At 64.7% G+C, this 17,290-nt stretch carries 21 protein-coding genes; 14 read left to right on the top strand and 7 right to left on the bottom strand.

Translation table 11 applies throughout. The features are described from left to right. Nucleotides 1-334 precede the first annotated feature (334 nt). From WBG82_RS09480 to motA, 5 genes are all read right to left on the bottom strand, one after another. Nucleotides 335-826, bottom strand: coding sequence for a hypothetical protein (locus WBG82_RS09480; RefSeq protein ID WP_424424177.1), 492 nt, complete (start codon nt 824-826; stop codon nt 335-337). A 23-nt stretch (nt 827-849) separates the two neighbouring features. Then, a complete protein-coding gene (locus tag WBG82_RS09475; protein WP_424424174.1) occupies nt 850-1,587 on the bottom strand; it encodes an arginyltransferase in 738 nt (245 codons plus the stop codon). Between the two features lie 82 nt (nt 1,588-1,669). Continuing rightward, nucleotides 1,670-2,188, bottom strand: coding sequence for an RDD family protein (locus WBG82_RS09470; protein WP_424424171.1), 519 nt, complete (start codon nt 2,186-2,188; stop codon nt 1,670-1,672). Between the two features lie 88 nt (nt 2,189-2,276). Then, the gene (locus tag WBG82_RS09465) at nt 2,277-3,227 is read right to left on the bottom strand and encodes a flagellar motor protein MotB (protein WP_424424169.1); all 951 of its coding nucleotides are present in this window, start codon (nt 3,225-3,227) and stop codon (nt 2,277-2,279) included. A 21-nt stretch (nt 3,228-3,248) separates the two neighbouring features. Next, nucleotides 3,249-4,115, bottom strand: coding sequence for a flagellar motor stator protein MotA (gene motA / locus WBG82_RS09460; RefSeq protein ID WP_424424167.1), 867 nt, complete (start codon nt 4,113-4,115; stop codon nt 3,249-3,251). A gap of 226 nt (nt 4,116-4,341) precedes the next feature. Between motA and WBG82_RS09455 the strand changes: the two genes are divergently transcribed. After that, a complete protein-coding gene (locus tag WBG82_RS09455) occupies nt 4,342-4,833 on the top strand; it encodes a flavin reductase family protein (RefSeq protein ID WP_424424165.1) in 492 nt (163 codons plus the stop codon). Here the strand turns inward: WBG82_RS09455 and WBG82_RS09450 are convergent. After that, nucleotides 4,830-5,354, bottom strand: coding sequence for a MarR family winged helix-turn-helix transcriptional regulator (locus WBG82_RS09450; protein ID WP_424424162.1), 525 nt, complete (start codon nt 5,352-5,354; stop codon nt 4,830-4,832). The two genes, WBG82_RS09455 and WBG82_RS09450, sit on opposite strands and share 4 nt — an antisense overlap. A gap of 188 nt (nt 5,355-5,542) precedes the next feature. On the opposite strand from WBG82_RS09450, the gene WBG82_RS09445 reads away from it, so the two are divergent. The 8 genes from WBG82_RS09445 (at nt 5,543) to WBG82_RS09410 (ending at nt 11,151) form a co-directional block, all read left to right on the top strand. Further along, entirely contained in the window at nt 5,543-6,301 is a 759-nt protein-coding gene (locus WBG82_RS09445; protein ID WP_424424159.1) for a MotA/TolQ/ExbB proton channel family protein, read from the top strand. Between the two features lie 21 nt (nt 6,302-6,322). Then, nucleotides 6,323-6,730 (top strand): ExbD/TolR family protein, encoded by a 408-nt coding sequence (locus WBG82_RS09440; protein ID WP_424424157.1) that lies wholly within the window; start codon nt 6,323-6,325, stop codon nt 6,728-6,730. Further along, on the top strand, nt 6,727-7,131 hold the full coding sequence (locus tag WBG82_RS09435; protein ID WP_424424154.1) for an ExbD/TolR family protein: 405 nt from the start codon (nt 6,727-6,729) through the stop codon (nt 7,129-7,131). The genes WBG82_RS09440 and WBG82_RS09435 overlap by 4 nt, the downstream gene beginning before the upstream one ends. Then, entirely contained in the window at nt 7,128-7,988 is an 861-nt protein-coding gene (locus WBG82_RS09430; RefSeq protein ID WP_424424152.1) for a hypothetical protein, read from the top strand. Before WBG82_RS09435 ends, WBG82_RS09430 begins: the two co-directional genes overlap by 4 nt. Nucleotides 7,989-8,082: 94 nt before the next feature. Further along, on the top strand, nt 8,083-8,961 hold the full coding sequence (locus tag WBG82_RS09425) for an NAD(P)-dependent oxidoreductase (protein ID WP_424424150.1): 879 nt from the start codon (nt 8,083-8,085) through the stop codon (nt 8,959-8,961). Between the two features lie 93 nt (nt 8,962-9,054). After that, nucleotides 9,055-9,315: a hypothetical protein gene (locus WBG82_RS09420; RefSeq protein WP_424424147.1), complete on the top strand. Its 261-nt coding sequence runs from the start codon at nt 9,055-9,057 to the stop codon at nt 9,313-9,315. Between the two features lie 117 nt (nt 9,316-9,432). Then, on the top strand, nt 9,433-10,587 hold the full coding sequence (locus WBG82_RS09415) for a type III PLP-dependent enzyme (protein ID WP_424424144.1): 1,155 nt from the start codon (nt 9,433-9,435) through the stop codon (nt 10,585-10,587). 105 nt (nt 10,588-10,692) lie between these two features. Continuing rightward, nucleotides 10,693-11,151: a TetR/AcrR family transcriptional regulator gene (locus WBG82_RS09410; RefSeq protein ID WP_424424141.1), complete on the top strand. Its 459-nt coding sequence runs from the start codon at nt 10,693-10,695 to the stop codon at nt 11,149-11,151. Between the two features lie 7 nt (nt 11,152-11,158). Here WBG82_RS09410 and hemB read toward each other — a convergent pair whose 3' ends face one another. Further along, complete coding sequence (gene hemB, locus WBG82_RS09405; RefSeq protein WP_424424139.1) at nt 11,159-12,169, bottom strand: porphobilinogen synthase; 1,011 nt, start codon at nt 12,167-12,169, stop codon at nt 11,159-11,161. Nucleotides 12,170-12,323: 154 nt separating this feature from the next. On the opposite strand from hemB, the gene WBG82_RS09400 reads away from it, so the two are divergent. From WBG82_RS09400 to WBG82_RS09380, 5 genes are all read left to right on the top strand, one after another. Beyond that, nucleotides 12,324-13,463, top strand: a complete 1,140-nt coding sequence (locus WBG82_RS09400) for an isobutyryl-CoA dehydrogenase (protein WP_424424137.1) — start codon at nt 12,324-12,326, stop codon at nt 13,461-13,463. A gap of 2 nt (nt 13,464-13,465) precedes the next feature. Then, nucleotides 13,466-14,506, top strand: a complete 1,041-nt coding sequence (locus tag WBG82_RS09395; RefSeq protein ID WP_424424134.1) for an enoyl-CoA hydratase/isomerase family protein — start codon at nt 13,466-13,468, stop codon at nt 14,504-14,506. A gap of 156 nt (nt 14,507-14,662) precedes the next feature. Then, nucleotides 14,663-15,175, top strand: coding sequence for a transcriptional regulator LdtR (ldtR, locus tag WBG82_RS09390; protein ID WP_424424131.1), 513 nt, complete (start codon nt 14,663-14,665; stop codon nt 15,173-15,175). Between the two features lie 158 nt (nt 15,176-15,333). Then, nucleotides 15,334-16,584, top strand: a complete 1,251-nt coding sequence (locus WBG82_RS09385) for a L,D-transpeptidase family protein (protein ID WP_424424129.1) — start codon at nt 15,334-15,336, stop codon at nt 16,582-16,584. A gap of 54 nt (nt 16,585-16,638) precedes the next feature. Then, nucleotides 16,639-17,290 (top strand): glycerophosphodiester phosphodiesterase family protein (locus WBG82_RS09380; RefSeq protein WP_424424126.1); only part of this gene is annotated, 652 nt, incomplete at its 3' end.

Raw genomic sequence — 17,290 nt, 5'->3', positions numbered from 1 at the left:
GGCCTCGCTTGACCTCGGCTGTTACAACCAGCCCGAAAGAACGGCCTCCTGCCTGCATCAGCCGGGATGCGCATCCCGGCTGATGCTCCAAGTAAAACACAACCCGTCCACACAAGCCCGGCATGACGCTTTGGGCGAGGTCCATGCCCACAAACTTGGTGTCACCCCGGACTTGATCCGGGGTCCATGGCGGGGCGTTCTCCAACGACCACTCACATTCGTCATGCCCCGCTTCATGCGGGGCATCCACGACTATAAGGCTGGGCGCGGAGGAAATGGATGCCCTGACAAGCCCGCCTTGAGGAAGCGCCTTGGAGGTCGTTCGGGCGATCTCTCAGCGTATGGTCACGGGTGCGTTGGCCTCATGGCCCCAATAGCGCACATAAATGCGATATTCGCCGGGGCGCACGCGATTGGGATCGAGTTCGACGGGGAAGGATTCGTTCATCGCCCGATGCGCGTCGAGCGCGGTCGAGACGGTGACTTGCGTGCACGCGGCCTCGTCGGATTGCGACTGCACGAACTCGTTTTTGCTGTCGGTCAGGAACCAGCGGAAGATCTCGCATTGGTTGGGCGCGGTGAGCGCGATGCGTTCCTTGCTGTTGTTCTCGAGGCGCACATCGACATTCATCGGGATCGACTTCTCGCCGCTGGCCGCGTCGCGCTGGACCGCGTTGACGGTCAGCTGCACGGGCTCGTCCGGCTCGACGGCGCCCGTATAAAGAAAATAGGCGATGACGCCGACAATCGCGATCATCGCGACCGACATGTTGATCATGCGCTGTCCGAGTTCGGACGCGGGGCTCGGCGGTTTCGGTGCGGCCATGGCGGATCTCCGGTGGGGCGGGCTCAGGCGGGCACGCGCTGCCAGCCATCCGCGCCCAATGCTTCCTGCGGACGGAAGCGGGTCTTGTAGGCCATTTTCCGGCAATCCGCGACCCAATAGCCGAGATAGACATAGGGCAGGCGCAGCTCTCTCGCGCGCCTGATGTGGTCGAGCACCATGAAGGTGCCGAGGCTGCGCTCCGCGAGCGAGGAATCGAAGAAGCTGTAGACCATCGAAAGCCCGTCCTCGAGCCGGTCGGTAAGGGCGGCAGCGATGAGCGGGCGGCCGCGCCCGTCGGCTGGCGTGAAGCGGTATTCGAAGACCGAGGTCATGACAGTCGTGTCCTCGATCATGGACACGTAGTCGAGCGCGCTCATGTCGGCCATGCCGCCTTCGGCGTGGCGCTCGTCGAGATAGCTGCGTAGCAACGCGAATTGCTCCTCGGTCGCGCGGGCGGGCTTTTCGGTGCCCGTCACGTCCTCATTGCGCGCAAGCACGCGGCGGAAGCTCTTGTTGGGCGCGAACTCGTCGACGAGGATGCGGACCGAGACACAGGCCGAGCAGCCGTCACAGGCGGGGCGATAGGCGATGTTCTGGCTGCGCCGGAAGCCGGATTGCGTCAGCACGTCGTTGAGCGCGACGGCGTTCTCGCCGAGAAGGTGGGTAAAGACCTTCTTTTCGTAGCGCCCGGGCAGATAGGGGCAAGGCTGCGGCGCCGTTATGTAGAACTGCGGAAACCGGTTGCCGAAATGCTCTGTCACTGGTGCTCATCCATGCGAGGGTACCGGTGACAGGATAGGGCGGATGGGCCTTTCTGACGAGCTTTCTGTAGCCCCGCGGGCTTCACGCTCGCTGGTCCTGACCCTGGCCTTGACCCTGGGCCTGGCGGCGGACGACCACCGTGCCGCAGAGCATGTCGTGCAGGCCGCGCTTGCGATCGTTGAGGAAGGGCACGATGAGCACGATCGCCCAGGTCACGCTCACGGTGACGTAGAAAAGGATCGTTTGCAGCGCCGCCTGGAGGTAGCCTGGCCGGTATCCGTCCCATGTTCTAAGTTCGATACCCTGCCAGCGCATGCCGGGCGTTGCCGAGTGCGGCCCGCCAAGCGTCAGAACGAAATAACCGAGACAGATGAGCGGCCAGAGCGCGGCGCCCGGCCAGAGCAGGCCGAGAGTGAGAATGCCGAGGATGACGAAAACGATCATTGCGGCAAAGCTGATGACCGAGAGGATCAGCAGATCCGCGATATAGGCGAGCGACCGGCTGAGAATGACCCCGTCAAAGGAGCCTTGCGGCCAGGAATAGGAGCTGCTGCCGCTGGTGGCCGGTTCGCCGCGGATCAGGCTGTTTTCCTCGCTCATCGGGCTCCCTCGTCCTTCCCGGTCATCACTCGCTGTCTGGTGAAATAGGAAGGTCCAGAAGGCTTCGCAAGCGGGGAAAGCCCGATTGTCAGGGTTTGAAGCCGGGCGGTACCGGCGGTGCCTCGCGCAGCAGCACGATGGAGAGGCGCCGGTTCGCCGCCATGCGCGGGTCCTCGGGGAAGAGCGGCTCGGAATCGGCCTTGCCGACGACCTGATAGATGCGGTCGTCCGGGAGCCCCAGCGCGCCGATGATCCGGCGGGCCGCATTGGCGCGATCGGCGGTCAGCTCCCAGTTCGTATATCCGGCCTGACCCCTCAGGGGCGTGGAATCGGTGTGCCCCGAAATGCTGACACGGTTCGGCAGCTTCATCAGCACCCTGGCCACCGCCTCGATGAGGTGGCGCGTGCGCTCATAGGGTTCGGCGCGGCCAGAGGGGAACATGGAGCGGCCGTCCTGATCGACGATCTGGATGCGCAGCCCTTCCGGCGTTTCGTCGATGATGACGTTCTTCGACAGTTCGGCGAGTTCGGGACTGTTCTGCATCGCCTGACGCAGGCTTTCGGCGGCGCTGCGGAAGTTCTGCTCGTCCTGCGATATGGCGCCGATGGCGGTCGCGTTCGTCGTGGCCGCAGTCATGGTCGCTTTGGCCGCGTTTGTCGATTCGCGGTAGCCATTGGAGGCGGCCGCGGTGCGCTGGTCGTTCGTCTCCGGGCTTTTCGGCGCGGCGGGCGTCGAGATCGTCATGACGACGCGCGGCGTCGAGCCCGGCATGCGCGAGCCCTGCGCGTCGAAGGCGGTGCCGCCCATCATGCCGCCGGAGCCGCTCGTCGAGCGGCTGACATTTGCCGGCGCGAAGTAGTCGGCCAGCCCCTGCTTCTGCTCCGGCGTCGTCATGCTGATGAGCCACATGAGCAGGAAGAACGCCATCATGGCGGTCACGAAGTCGGCATAGGCGATCTTCCATGCGCCGCCGTGACTGGCGTGGACGACCTTCTTTACCTTCTTGAGGATGATCGGGCGTTCGTTGGACGTGGCCATGCTCGACCCTCCGTTGCGACGTCAGGCTGCGGCGGTCTGAAGGTTTGCGGTGGATTGCTCCACCTCCGCGAATGTCGGGCGCACCTCGGACATGAGCGCCTTGCGGGCGAACTCGATCGAAACGGCGGGCGCATAGCCGGCCATATGCGCAAGGAGGCCCGCCTTCATCGACAGGTAATATTTGGATTCTGCCTCGTAGATATTGCGCAGCGACTGTGCCATGGGGCCGAAGAAGCCATAGGCGCAGAAGACGCCAAGAAAGGTTCCCACAAGCGCGCCGCCGATGAGATGGCCCAGCACCTCCGGCGGCTGGTCGATCGAGCCCATGGTCTTGATGACGCCGAGCACCGCGGCGACGATGCCGAGGGCGGGCGTGCCGTCGGCGAGCGCCTGAATGCTGGCGACGATCCGCTCGCGCTCCTGATGGTGCGTTTCCAGCTCCTCGTCCATCAGCGCTTCGAGCTCATGGGCGTTTTCGGTGCCCATGGTGATCATGCGCAGGTAATCGCACATGAACTCGACCGCATGGTGGTCGGTAGCGAAGTTCGGGAACTGCTGGAAAATGGAAGATTCGGAAGGGTTCTCGACATGCGCCTCGAGCGCGAGGTTGCCCTTGCTCTTGGCGAGCTTGAAGAGGGTGAACTGGAGGCCGAGAAGCTCCAGATAGGCCGCCTTGTCGTAGCGGGGGCCGCGAAAGAGGGTCTTGAAGGTGCTGCCGATCTTCTTCAGCACGGCGGGCGGATTGCCGATGACATAGGCGCCGACGGCCGATCCGAGGATGATCAGCGCCTCGAACGGCTGAAACAGCACGGCCAGATGCGCGCCCATGGCGGCATAACCGCCGAAAACGCTCAGCAAAACCACGAGAGTGCCGACGATCAGGCGCATTTGCGTCCGTTACTTTCTTCCAGAAATCCCCACATGCGGGAGCGCAGGCCATCCCGTGGGGGCCATTCTGGTCGGACGCCTCTTAACAGGCGGTTTAACATGTCGGATTTGCACAAAAAACACAGGATTTGCGCGGCTCGCAGGTTGCGCGCGTCCGGCCCTTTGCTTAAACGGAATCGAGTGCCGCTCCCCGCGGTGCCTGCTGAGAGGGAGCGGCAAATCCATCATGACCCACGACACCCGTAAATTTCGTAACGCCCTTGGCTGTTTCACCACCGGCGTGGCCGTCGTCACCACGCAGGTCGAGGGCAAGGAGCCAATCGGGGTCACGATCAACTCGTTCGCGTCGGTCTCGCTCGAACCGCCGCTCGTGCTCTGGAGCCTGGACAAGAAGTCGGACACGCTGCCGGTCTTCAATGCGGCCAAGGCTTTCACGATCAATATTCTGCGCGAGGACCATCGGGACCTGTCCTCCCGGTTGGCGCGGCAGGGCGACCACAGCCTTGCGGGCCTGCCCCTGCGGGCCGGCGCCAGCAATGGCTGCCCGGCGCTCGAGGACGCACTCGCCCATTTCGAATGCGAGGTCGAGGCGCGGCATGAGGCGGGCGATCACATCATCATGATCGGCCGCGTGCTCCACTTCGAATATTCCGAGGACGGACGGCCGCTTCTCTATCATCGCGGCAGCTACCGGGGGCTTGCCGAGGGCAATCCCTAAACCGGCCCGGCCTGTCCGGCGGCCGCCGTCAGACGGTCCTTTTCCTCGACCGATAGCAGGTTGGCGCGCATCAGCGTCAGACATTCCAGCATCGCCAGATAGTCGGCCTCGCGGATGCCGTCGATCGAGGCGTTGTGAATGTCCGCGTAATGCGCCATGCCGCGATGCTTGTGGGCGTGGAGGAGTTCGGTCAAATAGATGCATTTGGCGCGCTTGTCGCGCGGATGCGACCGCCGCTCGACGAGCCCAAGCGCTTCAAGCTCGCTCACATAAATCCCGATCGAGACCTTGTGTATCTGAAGCTCGTTCGCAAGCTCGGTCTGCGTGCGCCCGTCATGCTGGAGAAGCGCGGTGATGATGCGCGTCTGGTTGCGGGTGAGGCCGCTGCGCCGGTCATAGACGGTGGCCAGAAGCGTGCCGACTTCGGTGATGAGGTTCAGGAAATATTGCGGCGCGAAGCGTTCGTCGGGCGCTTCGCGTTCGACAGTCTTTGCGGCACCTGCCTGTTTCGCCTTCGCCATGTGATCCCCCTCAGACGACGCACACGCGGCGACACGATGTGTCATTCCTTCAAATTTGGCCGCGAATGCCGACTTGACGCCTGCCAGCCCGGATGATTTCGTAACTAAGATTTACTAAAAAGGCGCCCGGCGGTCATTGAAATTCGCATCGGCCGGGAATGTATACGCCATTCGGGGAGAAACGGGAGATGGCAGAAGATTCGGCGGCTCAGGCCGTGGCCAATGCGGCCGGCGCGGCGCAGACGGCGGGCGATGCGATCGCGCAGGCTGCGGCAGCGGGCGCGGCGGAGCCCTGGTATGCGCTCGGGCCCCTGATCGACAAGGGCGGCCCCATCGTCGCCCTGCTGCTGGTCCTTTCGGTCATTTCGGCGGCGATCATTCTGCTCAAGGTCTTTCAATACTGGAGCGCCGGCCTTTCGAGGCGCAGCTTCATCGAGCCCGCCGTCGAGCGCATCGAGGCGGGCGACCCGGAAGGCGCGCTCAAGGTGCTCGGCAAGCATCGCACGCCGGTCGCGCGCGCCATGGCGGCGGGCATTCGCGCCAAGGTGCGCGGCGATTTGCGCGACGAGGACGTCGCCGCCGAGATCCAGCGCGTCGGCGCGGTCGAACTCGGCGCGCTGCAAAGCTACTTCCGCTGGCTCGAGGTCATCGGCAACATCTCGCCGCTGCTCGGCCTGCTCGGCACCGTGATCGGCATGATCCAGGCCTTCCAGAAGCTCGAACTTGGCGGCAGCAATGTCGATCCGGCTCAGCTTTCCGGCGGCATCTGGACGGCGCTTCTGACGACGGCGGTTGGCCTCGTCGTCGCGCTTCCCGCCGTGACCGCGCTCAACCTCTTCGAGGGGCGGGTCGATCAGGTGCGTCTCGTCATGCGCGATGCGTCCGCGCGCGTGATCGCGGGACTTCATGCGCGCCAGAGCGGCGTGCGCTCGAAAGCCGCCGAGTAGCGCCGGAAGGGGCGAGCGTTCATGTTCGACGAGCCCATCAGGCGACGGCGCGTTTTCAGCCTCACACCGTTGATCGACGTCGTCTTTCAGCTCCTGATTTTCTTCATGCTGTCGGTGACGTTCCTGCAAACGCAGACGCTCACCGTCTCGACGCCCGCGCAGAGCAGCGGCGCCGCGCCGCTCGATGCGAATGTCGTCGAGATCTGGCTCTATGCCGATGGCAGGATCAGGGTCGCGGAAAAACCAGTCGCGCCGGCAGGGCTCAATGAGGCTGTCAGGAGCGCCATTGGCGGGCGGAACGACATGACGGTTTCGATCCTCGCGCAGCGCGGCGCGCGCACGCAGGCGCTCGTCAGCGCCATCGAAGCGGCGCGGCTCGCCGGGGCGAAGGATGTCGGCACCGCGCGTGTGGAGAATTTCACGCCATGATCGAGTTCGATGAACCGCTGCCGCGCCGGCCTTACGAATCCATCGTGCCGCTCATCAATGTCGTCTTCTTGCTGCTGATCTTCTTTCTGCTCGCAGGCACGATGGGGCCTTCCGAAACGGTCAAGGTGAACCTGCCCGTGGGCACGCTCGACGACAAGAACAAGCGCCAGCCCGCCATGATCTATATGGAGCAGGACGGCTTCATGTGGCTCGGCAAGACCTTCGTCGCGCCGGAAGCGGCGGGCTTCATGGTCAGGGATTTCATCAGGGACGCGGGAACGGACCGCGTCGCCGTGAAGGTCGATGAGGCGGCGCCCGCCGATGCGCTGCTCACGCTCATGGAGGCATTGCGGATCGCGAATGTGAAGGAAGTCACCATTCTCACGGAGCGCGCGCGGTGAGCATGGCCCTCGACAGCACCTCCTTCGATGCGCCGGCGGTGCGGACGCCGCGGCTGTGGCTCTTCATCGCGGTTTCGATCGCGATCCATCTCGCGCTCTTCCTTTTTGGCCTGGTCAGCGGCGGCATTTTCGGTGGTCCGGGGCCGGGCGGCGGCGACGCGGTGACGTTCCGCCTCGCGGCGGGCAGCGGGCATGATCGTTTCGCCGCGCCCGTGTCGGGCCATGCGAAGCCCACGCCGCGCCCGAAGCGCGTCGAAAAGCCGAAGCCCAAGCCCGAACCGAAGCCCGAAACAGTGGTCCGCAAGAAACAGGGCGAGGCACCGAAGCCGCTCGCGGCGGAGCCCGAGGTGCAGCCCGAGACGAGCGCGGAAGAGGCGGGCGCGGCCGGCGGCGGCCTTCCCGGCGGGCAGGGTCAGGGCGCGGGCGGCGATGCGGAGGAAACCATCCTCAACCGCAAGGGGACCTTGCTCTCGGGCGGCGAGATCACCTCGCGGATGGGCGGGCGCACTTTTCATCTCGAAATGGGCCGTATCGACGTCGAAGGCGGCAACAGGCTCATCAACACCGTGATCGCCCTCAACCCCGACGGCACATCGGAAGTCACCCTCACGCGCTATTTCTACCAGACCTATCACTCGCAATATTCATCGACGAGGAGCGCCACCGGCACGGGGCGCTGGTGGATCGAGGGCAATCGCTGGTGCCACCAGTCGAGCATCATCAATTACGGCACCAAGGACTGCTACAACATCACGGTCGACGGCCCGACCGTGCGGCTCTATTACGCGCGCTGCGACCTCGAATCCTCCCAGCTCTGCAAGACGGGCCGCATCGCGGGCGAGGGCAACGTCAAATAATCAGACTGCGGAGCGACTTCCGCCGATTTTACACGCTGGCGCCACCCTGCTAGAAAATCATCTCCACAGCAATTCAGGGACAGGCGAGGCGGCGATGGCGAGAGTGGCGTTTCTCGGGCTCGGTGTCATGGGCTATCCGATGGCCGGGCATCTCAAAAAGGCGGGGCATGAGGTCACCGTCTATAACCGCACATCGGCAAAGGCCGAGGCGTGGGTCCGCGAATATGGCGGGCGCTCGGCGCCGACGCCGGGCGACGCGGCGCAGGGCGCGGAGATCGTCTTCGCCTGTGTCGGGAACGATGCCGATGTGCGCGAGGTGACGCTCGGCTCGGGCGGCGCTTTCGCCAGCATGGAACGCAGCACCGTCTTCGTCGACCACACCACGGCCTCCGCCTCTCTCGCGCGGGAGCTCGACGCGGCGGCGCGGGAGCGCGGGCTCGGCTTCGTCGATGCGCCCGTTTCCGGCGGGCAGGCAGGGGCGGAGAAGGGCATTCTCACGGTGATGGCGGGCGGCGAGGAGGCGGCCTATCGCGTGGCGGAGCCGGTGATCGGCGTCTATGCCCGCGCCGTGCGGCTGATGGGGCCTGCGGGCTCGGGCCAGCTCACCAAGATGGTCAACCAGATCTGCATCGCCGGGCTGGTGCAGGCGCTGGCCGAGGGGCTGGAATTCGCGAAGAAGGCCGGCCTCGATCCGGCGGCCGTCATCGACGTGATTTCGAAGGGCGCGGCGCAATCCTGGCAGATGGAAAATCGCTACAAGACCATGATCGAGGGCGCGTTCGATCATGGCTTCGCCGTCGACTGGATGCGGAAGGATCTCGGCATCTGCCTCGACGAGGCGAGGACGAATGGCGCGCATCTGCCGGTGACGGCGCTGGTGGATCAGTTCTATTCCGAGGTGCAGGCCATGGGTGGCGGACGCTGGGACACGTCGAGCCTCATCGCACGCTTGCAGCGAGGCGCCTCGAAGTAAAGCAAACCCGGGCGCGTCTCCACGCCCGGGTCTTTCTTCGCTTTCAGGGAGCGGATCTTCTCAGAAGTTTGCCGCCAGAGTGAGGGAAGGTCCGTGGATGAGATAGTCGGACTTGCCGACATTCATGCCGAAGTAGCTGTTATCCGTGATGGCGACATTGACCGCCGACCAGTACTGGAACTGATAGCCGAGAACGAGCTTCGTATTCCCGACAACGTTCCAGCCGAGGCCGAGCCTGCCGTCGGCATTGAGCGACGCCTGGCTTGTGTTGCTGCAATCGCCGCAGACCTAGCCCGACGTGGCGCTCGTTTCCGTCTTGCCCGCGAGTGCCGCAAGGCCGAGCTGGCCTTCTAGGCCGAGGGCATCGTAGAGCGGCAGGCTGCCCTCGCCGATGAACTTGCCCGATGCCCTGCCGCACTGTCAGACTATGGATGAAATCCGACGGAGCGTTGCAGCGACGTCGTGTCTAGCATGGTGAAGCTTGTGGTCAAAGAAGCCCGCTTCTCTTCCGTCGCCGAGGTGATCGAGCGGCTGAACCCTTCCTATCCGGTGTTCATGGTCTTTCCGGAGATTCTCAAGGATCGCGCGCGCGCCTTCCTTTCGGGTTTTCCGGGCACGGTGCTCTATGCCGTCAAATGCAATCCGGACCCGCATGTGCTGCGCGCGCTTTACGAGGCGGGCATCCGGCATTTCGATACGGCCTCGCTGCCTGAGATCGCGAAGATCAACGAACTCTTTGCCGATGCGCACTGCTATTTCAACCATCCGGTGAAGAGCAGGGGCGCGCTCGAATCCGCGTCCGATGTCTATGGGCTCGAGGATTATGTCGTCGATCACATGGCCGAACTCGACAAGCTCTGCGACGTCGCGGGCACGGACATCATTGTCGAGGTGCGGATCGCCACGGAGCATGGTCGGGCGGTCTATGATCTCTCCTCGAAATTCGGCGCGCGGTCTGGTGATGCGGTGGCGCTGCTTGGGGAGGCAAACCGGCGCGGCGCGCGCACGGCGGTCGCCTTCCATGTCGGCAGCCAGTGTCCCGATCCGGACGCCTACAGGCTTGCCATGATCGACGCGGCGGAGATCATCCGCCAGGCAGGCGTGCCGATCGAGTATCTCGATATCGGCGGCGGCTTCCCCGTGGAATATGGCTCGCCCGTGCCGCCCATGACGGCGTTCTTCGACGTCATCATCCGGGCGAGGGACGAATTGGGGCTTTCCATGCCGCTCTACGCCGAGCCCGGACGTGCGCTCAGCGCCGATGGCTGCTCGGTGCTCGCGCAGGTTCAGCTCCGCAAGGATGGCGACCTCTACATCAATGACGGCGTTTATGGCTGCCTGGCGGAAATCCAGCTTGGCGGCCAGAAGCCGCCGCTGCGGGCGCTCCGGCTGGCCAATGGGAAGTGCGGGCCGGTTTCGGGCGCGACGCGGACCTTCCGCATCTTCGGCCCCACCTGCGACAGTCTCGACGTCTTCAAGGTTCAGTTCGAATTGCCGGACGGCATCGGGGAGGGCGACTGGATCGAGTTCCGCCGCATGGGCGCCTATTCGATCGGAATGCAGACCGCCTTCAACGGATTTTTCACCGATACGGTCGTCGAGGTCGCGGGGCTCAACGGCGCCTGAGATTTTCCGAAACCATCCTCAGTTCACGGACTGTTCTCTCGCGGCTCGTTGATTTTCATGTTAACAATGATAACATAGGATCGCGCCGGACAAAGCGGGAACGTCATGCGGGCAAGGCTTCGTGGACAAAGGACGCATTACCATCACGGCGATCTGAAGCGCGCGCTGATGGATGCGGCGGCGACGCTGATCGACATACGCGGGCGCGACGCGCTCACGCTGCGGGAGGCGGCGCGTAGGGCAGGCGTCTCCGAGGCTGCGCCCTATCGTCATTTCGCCAATCTCGACGAGCTGTTGGGGGAAGTGGCGCTTGAAGGCTACGAGATGTTGATTACCGATCTCGAACATGCCGGCTCGGCGCGCGGCGTGCGCGACGCCTATCTCGCCTTTGCGGGCGATTTTCCCGGCCGCTATGCGCTGATGTTCGGGCCGCTCGCCGACAGGAAGGCGGCGGCGCGGCGCAGGGACGAGGTCGAGCACGTCGCGGAATTGACCGAAGAGGCGGGCGGGCTCGCCACGCTGCATGGCATGGCGTCGCTCAGGCTCGCGGGACTTGCGGACTAGCGGGGGGTCAGAGCCCCTTCAGAAGCCGCGCAGCCGCGGGCGCGAAATAGGTGAGGATGCCGTCGGCGCCGGCGCGCTTGAAGCTCAGCAGGCTTTCGAGGATGACCCGGTCGCGGTCGAGCCAGCCATTTCCGATGGCGCCGGCGAGCATCGCGTATTCGCCGGAGACCTGATAGGCGAAGGTGGGAAGGCCGAAGGCCTGTTTCACCCGGTAGAGCACGTCGAGATAGGGCAGGCCCGGCTTCACCATCACCATGTCGGCGCCCTCGGCGATGTCGAGCGCGACCTCGCGGAGCGCCTCGTCGCCATTTGCCGGGTCCATCTGATAGGTGCGCTTGTCGCCCTTGAGCGCGCTGGAGGAGCCGATGGCGTCGCGGAAGGGGCCGTAGAAGGCCGAAGCGTATTTGGCCGCATAGGACATGATCTGCGTGTCCTCGTGGCCTGCTTCCTCCAGCGCGGCGCGTATGGCACCGATCCGGCCGTCCATCATGTCGGACGGCGCGATGATGTCGCAGCCCGCCTCGACCTGAAGAAGCGACTGGCGGATGAGGATTTCGACCGTCTCGTCATTGAGGATGCGCTCGCCTTCCATCACGCCGTCATGGCCGTGGCTGGTGAAGGGATCGAGCGCCGCGTCGCAAAGGACGCCGAGGCCGGGAAACTCCTTCTTGATCGCGCGTGTCGCCTGGCAGACGAGATTGTCCGGGTCGGTGGCGAGCGAGCCCATGGGGTCGCGCTTCTCCATCGGCGTGTGTGGGAAAAGGGCGATGACGGGAATGTCGAGCGACACGGCCTCTCCGGCGGCGCGCACGGCCTCGTCGACCGAAAGCCGCTCGACGCCGGGCATGGAGGGAATAGCCTCGCGCTTGCCCTTGCCCTCGATCAGGAAGAGCGGCCAGATGAGATCGTTCGGCGAAAGGGAATTTTCGGCAATGAGCCTGCGCGACCAGTCGGCCTTGCGATTGCGGCGCATGCGGATGGCGGGAAAGGCGGGCATGGGGCGTGGCTCATTTGTCATGCGCCACTCATAGCCCCTGCGGCCAGCCGGCGCAATGTGAGGTTGCTCCGGGCGGATGCTCTCCTTTCCGCTGCGTAAGCCTTGCCCGCGTTGACAGGGGGTGGGGGCGTCATTATCACGGCCAAAAGCGCATGGCCGCAGGAGGAAGATTGCAATGCAGTTCGGGCTTAGCGAGGACCAGCGGGCGTTTCAGGAAATGGCGCGAACATTCGCCGCCGAGGAACTGGCGCCCCATGCCGCCGAATGGGACCGGACGCATTTCTTTCCGGTGGAGACGCTGCGCAAGGCGGCGGCGCTCGGCCTTGCGGGCATTTATGTGAAGGAAGATGTCGGCGGATCGGGGCTCACAAGGCTCGATGCGGCGCTCGTCTTCGAGGCGCTGTCGGAAGGCTGCACATCGACGGCCGCCTTCCTCTCGATCCACAACATGGCGTCCTGGATGATCGACACATTCGGGAGCGAGCTTCAGCGCCATCGCTTCCTGCCGAAGCTGACGACGATGGAGCTCATCGCGAGCTACTGCCTGACCGAGCCGTCATCGGGCTCGGACGCCGCCTCGCTCCGCACACGCGCGGTGAAGGACGGCGACCACTATGTGCTCAACGGCTCCAAGGCGTTCATCTCGGGCGGCGGCGTGTCGGACATCTATGTCTGCATGGTGCGGACGGGCGAGGCGGGCGCGAAAGGCATCTCCTGCCTCATCGTCGAGAAAGGAACGCCGGGCCTCTCCTTCGGCGCGCCGGAGCGGAAGATGGGGTGGAACTCGCAACCCACCGCTCAGGTGATCTTCGAGGATTGCCGCGTGCCGGTCGCCAACCTCATCGGCAAGGAGGGCGAAGGCTTCAAGATCGCGATGATGGGGCTCGATGGCGGGCGGCTCAATATCGGCGCCTGCGCGCTCGGCACGGCGAAGGCCGCCTTCTCGCGCGCAAAAGCCTATCTCGGCGAGCGCCAGCAATTCGGCAAGCCGCTTTCGGCCTTTCAGGCGCTTCAGTTCAAGCTCGCGGACATGGCAACCGAGTTCGAGGCCGCGCGGCTTCTGCTCTTCCAGGCGGCGACCAAGGTCGATGCGAAGGCGCCGGACGCGACGATGCATGCCGCCATGGCCAAGCGCTATGCCACGGATGTGAGCTTCAAGGTGGTGAACGAGGCCCTGCAGATTCACGGCGGCTACGGCTATCTCAATGATTTCCCGCTGGAGCGGCATCTGCGGGATGTGCGCGTACACCAGATCCTTGAGGGCACGAACGAGATCATGCGCGTCATCATCGCGCGCGAGTTGCTGAAGAGTTGAGCATGAGCGAAGAAGCCGAAGTCCTGTTCTCGCGCGTGGGCCGCGCGGGGCTCATCACCCTCAATCGTCCGAAGGCGCTCAATGCGCTGACGCTCGGCATGGTGCGGCTCATCCATCCGCAGCTCACCGCCTGGGCCGCCGATCCCGAAATCGGGCTCGTCATCATCGAGGGGGCGGGCGATCGCGCCTTCTGCGCCGGCGGCGACATAAGGGCGCTGCATGATTGGGGCAAGGCGGGCGACCCGCATGTGATCCGTTTCTACGCGGAGGAATATCGCCTCAACACCTATATCAAGCGCTATCCGAAGCCCTTCGTGTCGCTGATGGACGGCATCGACATGGGCGGGGGCGTCGGCCTGTCCGTTCACGGCTCGGTGCGCGTCGCGACAGAGCGGCTGACCTTCGCCATGCCCGAGACGGGGATCGGCCTTTTCCCCGATGTCGGCGGAACCTGGTTCCTGCCGCGCTGCCCCGGCGAGGTCGGCATGTTCCTCGCGCTCACGGGCGAGCGGCTCAAGGCGGCGGATGCGATCTATGCCGGGATCGCCGATGTCTTCGTTCCGAGCGACAGGCTCGACGCGCTGACGGAGCGCCTCGCGGCCGGGGGCGCGATCGACGAGGTGCTGAAGGAACTCGCGGGCGATCCCGGCGTGCCGACTCTGGCCGCGCATCGCGACGCGATCGACCGGCATTTCGCGGGGGGCTCGGTCGCCGGGATCGTCGCCTCGCTCGAGGCCGATGGTAGCGAGTGGGCGGCGAAGGTGCTCTCGACGCTGGCGACGAAATCGCCGACCAGCCTCCTCGTCACCCATCGCCAGATCCGCGAAGGCGCGAAGCTCTCCTTCGAGGAATGCATGAAGCTCGAATTCCGGCTGACCAATCGCTTCATGCGGGGTCACGACTTCTATGAGGGTGTGCGAGCGATCATCATCGACAAGGACCAGTCGCCGGTCTGGAAGCCGGCGGCGCTCGGCGAGGTCGGCGCGGAGGCCGTCGATGCCTATTTCGCATCGCTGGGCGAGGACGAGCTGACGTTCGGCTGAGTTAAGGAAAGTTGAACGCCGTGTCTCCTTCCGGGTGACAAATATTCAATTTGTACCGGGTTTAAGCAGTCGTTAGGCACATGCGGCTATTCTCTCATGCGGCGGGAGTCCAGGAGCGACTCCATCCAGTGTTCGCTGCAGTTGAGAGGCTAGATCATGTCTATGATGACGACGCAGGCTAATGTTGTGGTTGCCCGGGACGACCAGGCAGCGGCTAAGCCGTCATATCTGGAAGCGCTGACCTATGTCGAGCGTCTGCATCGCCGGCTTCTCGACGTGATCAAGGACGAACTCGACCGCCTCAACTGCTCGGAGATCAACAGCGTCCAGGCGCTGCTGCTGTTCAATATCGGCGATGCCGAAATGACGGCGGGCGAGCTTCGTACGCGCGGCCACTATCTCGGCTCCAACGTCTCCTACAATCTCAAGAAGCTCGTCGAGGCCGGCTATATCAGCCATCAGCGTTCGCGCCTCGATCGTCGCTCGGTCAGGGTGCGCCTCACGGAAAAGGGCCACGACATCTGCCGGGCGATCGACGAACTTTACAACAAGCATTGCCGCTCCATCGCCGAGGTCGGCGACATCAGCATCGAGGAGCTGAAGCTCATCAATGCGACGCTGAACAAGCTCGAGCGCTTCTGGACCGATCAGATCCGCTACCGCCTCTGATCCTCAAACCCGCTTCCATACCGCCCCGTCCTGCCATGCGCGCGGACTGCATGCTTATTGCAGTCTGGCGGAGATCAGGCGTTAACCTGTCCCGAAGCCGGACGAAGCGCCGGAGACAGGGTTAATTCTGATCGGGCCGTGCCGGGTTAGGGCGTATTTTGGCGAAATCGAACGGACTTCGTGTTGCGGGACTGCTGCTTCAGGCACTGATCGCCTGCGGGCTCGCATGGCCTGCCCATGCGGTGCCGCGCGCCGCGCAGCAGGATGCGCAGTGGATCGACCCCTGGTCGCCCGGCACGGAGAACGAGGCCGGGTCCGCCGCGAACTCGGCCGTGCCGACGCTCGGCACGGATGGGCTTTCGCGTTTTGGCGACGCCATCGCGCGCTACAGGCGCATGGAGGCGCGTGGCGGCTGGCCGCGCATTCCCGAGGGCGAGCCGCTCGAGAAAGGCGTTCACGATCCGCGCGTGGCGCTGCTCCGCGCGCGCCTCGCGGCGAGCGGCGACATGGCGCAAACGTCGAGCAGCGACCCGCAACTTTTCGATCAGGCTGTGGCCGATGGCGTCCGAAGGTTTCAGGCGCGGCTCGGCATGCGGGCCGACGGCACGGTCGGGCGCGCGACGGTCGCGGCGCTCAACGTGCCGGCCGGGACGCGCGTCCGCCAGCTTGAAATCAACATGCGGCGGATCGCCAACGCAACGCCGGAACTTCCGTCGCGCTATGTGTTCGTGAACATTGCCGGCCAGCAGGTCGAGGCGGTGGAAGGCGGCAGGGTTTCCCTCCGCAAGCGGGTGATCGTCGGCAAGGAAGATCGTCAGACGCCGGAATATACGAGCCGTATCGGCTCCGTCACGCTCAATCCCTACTGGAACGTGCCGCAGTCGATCGCGATGAAGGATCTTCTGCCGAAGATCAGGTCGAATCCGGGCTTCCTCGACCGCATGGGTATTCGCGTGCTGCGCGGCGACGGAAGCGAGGTCGATGCGGCGAGCGTCGACTGGCGCGATCCCGGCGCCATTGCGAAGTACCGGCTGCGCCAGGACCCGAGCAGGTACAATTCTCTCGGAACGGTGCGGATCAACTTCCCGAACCCTCACGCCGTCTATCTGCACGATACGCCGGTGAGAACGCTTTTCAGCCGAAATGACAGGAGCTTCAGCTCGGGCTGTGTGCGGGTGGAGGATATTCGCGACCTTGCGGCCTGGCTCCTTCGCGATGCGGGCTGGACGCGGGCGCGCATCGACAGGGCCATCGCCGATGGTGAGCACACGGACGTGGCCCTCGCCCGGCCGATGCCGATCTACATGATCTATCTCACCGCCTGGGTGGGCGAGGATGGCACTGTCAATTTCCGCGACGATGTCTATGGCCGCGACGGCAAGCTCTCAGCCTCCTTTCCCGGCCGCTGAATTCGACTAGACTTTCCGGATTCGCGCCTGAGCGAAGAGGGGGAGAGCGACACCATGCCGTCACTGCGACCGGCCAGATTTCCGTATCTCGAACATGACGGCATATTGGCGTTCGCCCATCGCGGCGGCGCGAATGACTGGCCGGAGAACACCATGCCCGCCTTTCAGGGAGCGGTCGATCTCGGCTACCGCTATGTCGAGACGGATGTTCACGCGACGCGCGACGGCGTGCTGCTCGCCTTTCACGACGATCATCTCGACCGCGTGACCGATCGCACCGGCATGATCGCGGAGCTGGATTTCGAGGAGGTCCGGAAGGCGCGCGTGGCGGGCCGGGAGCCGATCCCGCGGCTCGAGGAACTGCTGCTCGCCTGGCCGGAAATCAGGATCAACATCGACCCGAAGCGCGACAATGCGGTGGAGCCACTCATCCGGGTTCTGCGTTCCTCGGGCGCGATCGACCGCGTCTGCGTCACCTCCTTTTCGGGCGCCCGCACGGCCGCCATACGCGAGGCGCTGGGGCCGCGGCTCTGCACCGGGCTCGGCCCGGCGGGGACGACGCGGCTTCGCCTGTCGAGCTGGCTCGGGCCCATGGGCGGGCTCTGCGGCGGCTTCGTCGAGGGCTGCGCGCAGATACCCGTTTCGCAATACGGGATACGGCTCATAGACCGGGCGCTGATCGGGCGCGCCCATGAGGCGGGGCTCC

The sequence above is a fragment of the Parvibaculum sp. genome, assembly GCF_049671045.1.
GTDB lineage: Bacteria > Pseudomonadota > Alphaproteobacteria > Parvibaculales > Parvibaculaceae > Parvibaculum.
Note: the sequence above shows the minus strand (reverse complement) of the source record. Positions and strands in the feature narration are given on the sequence as shown.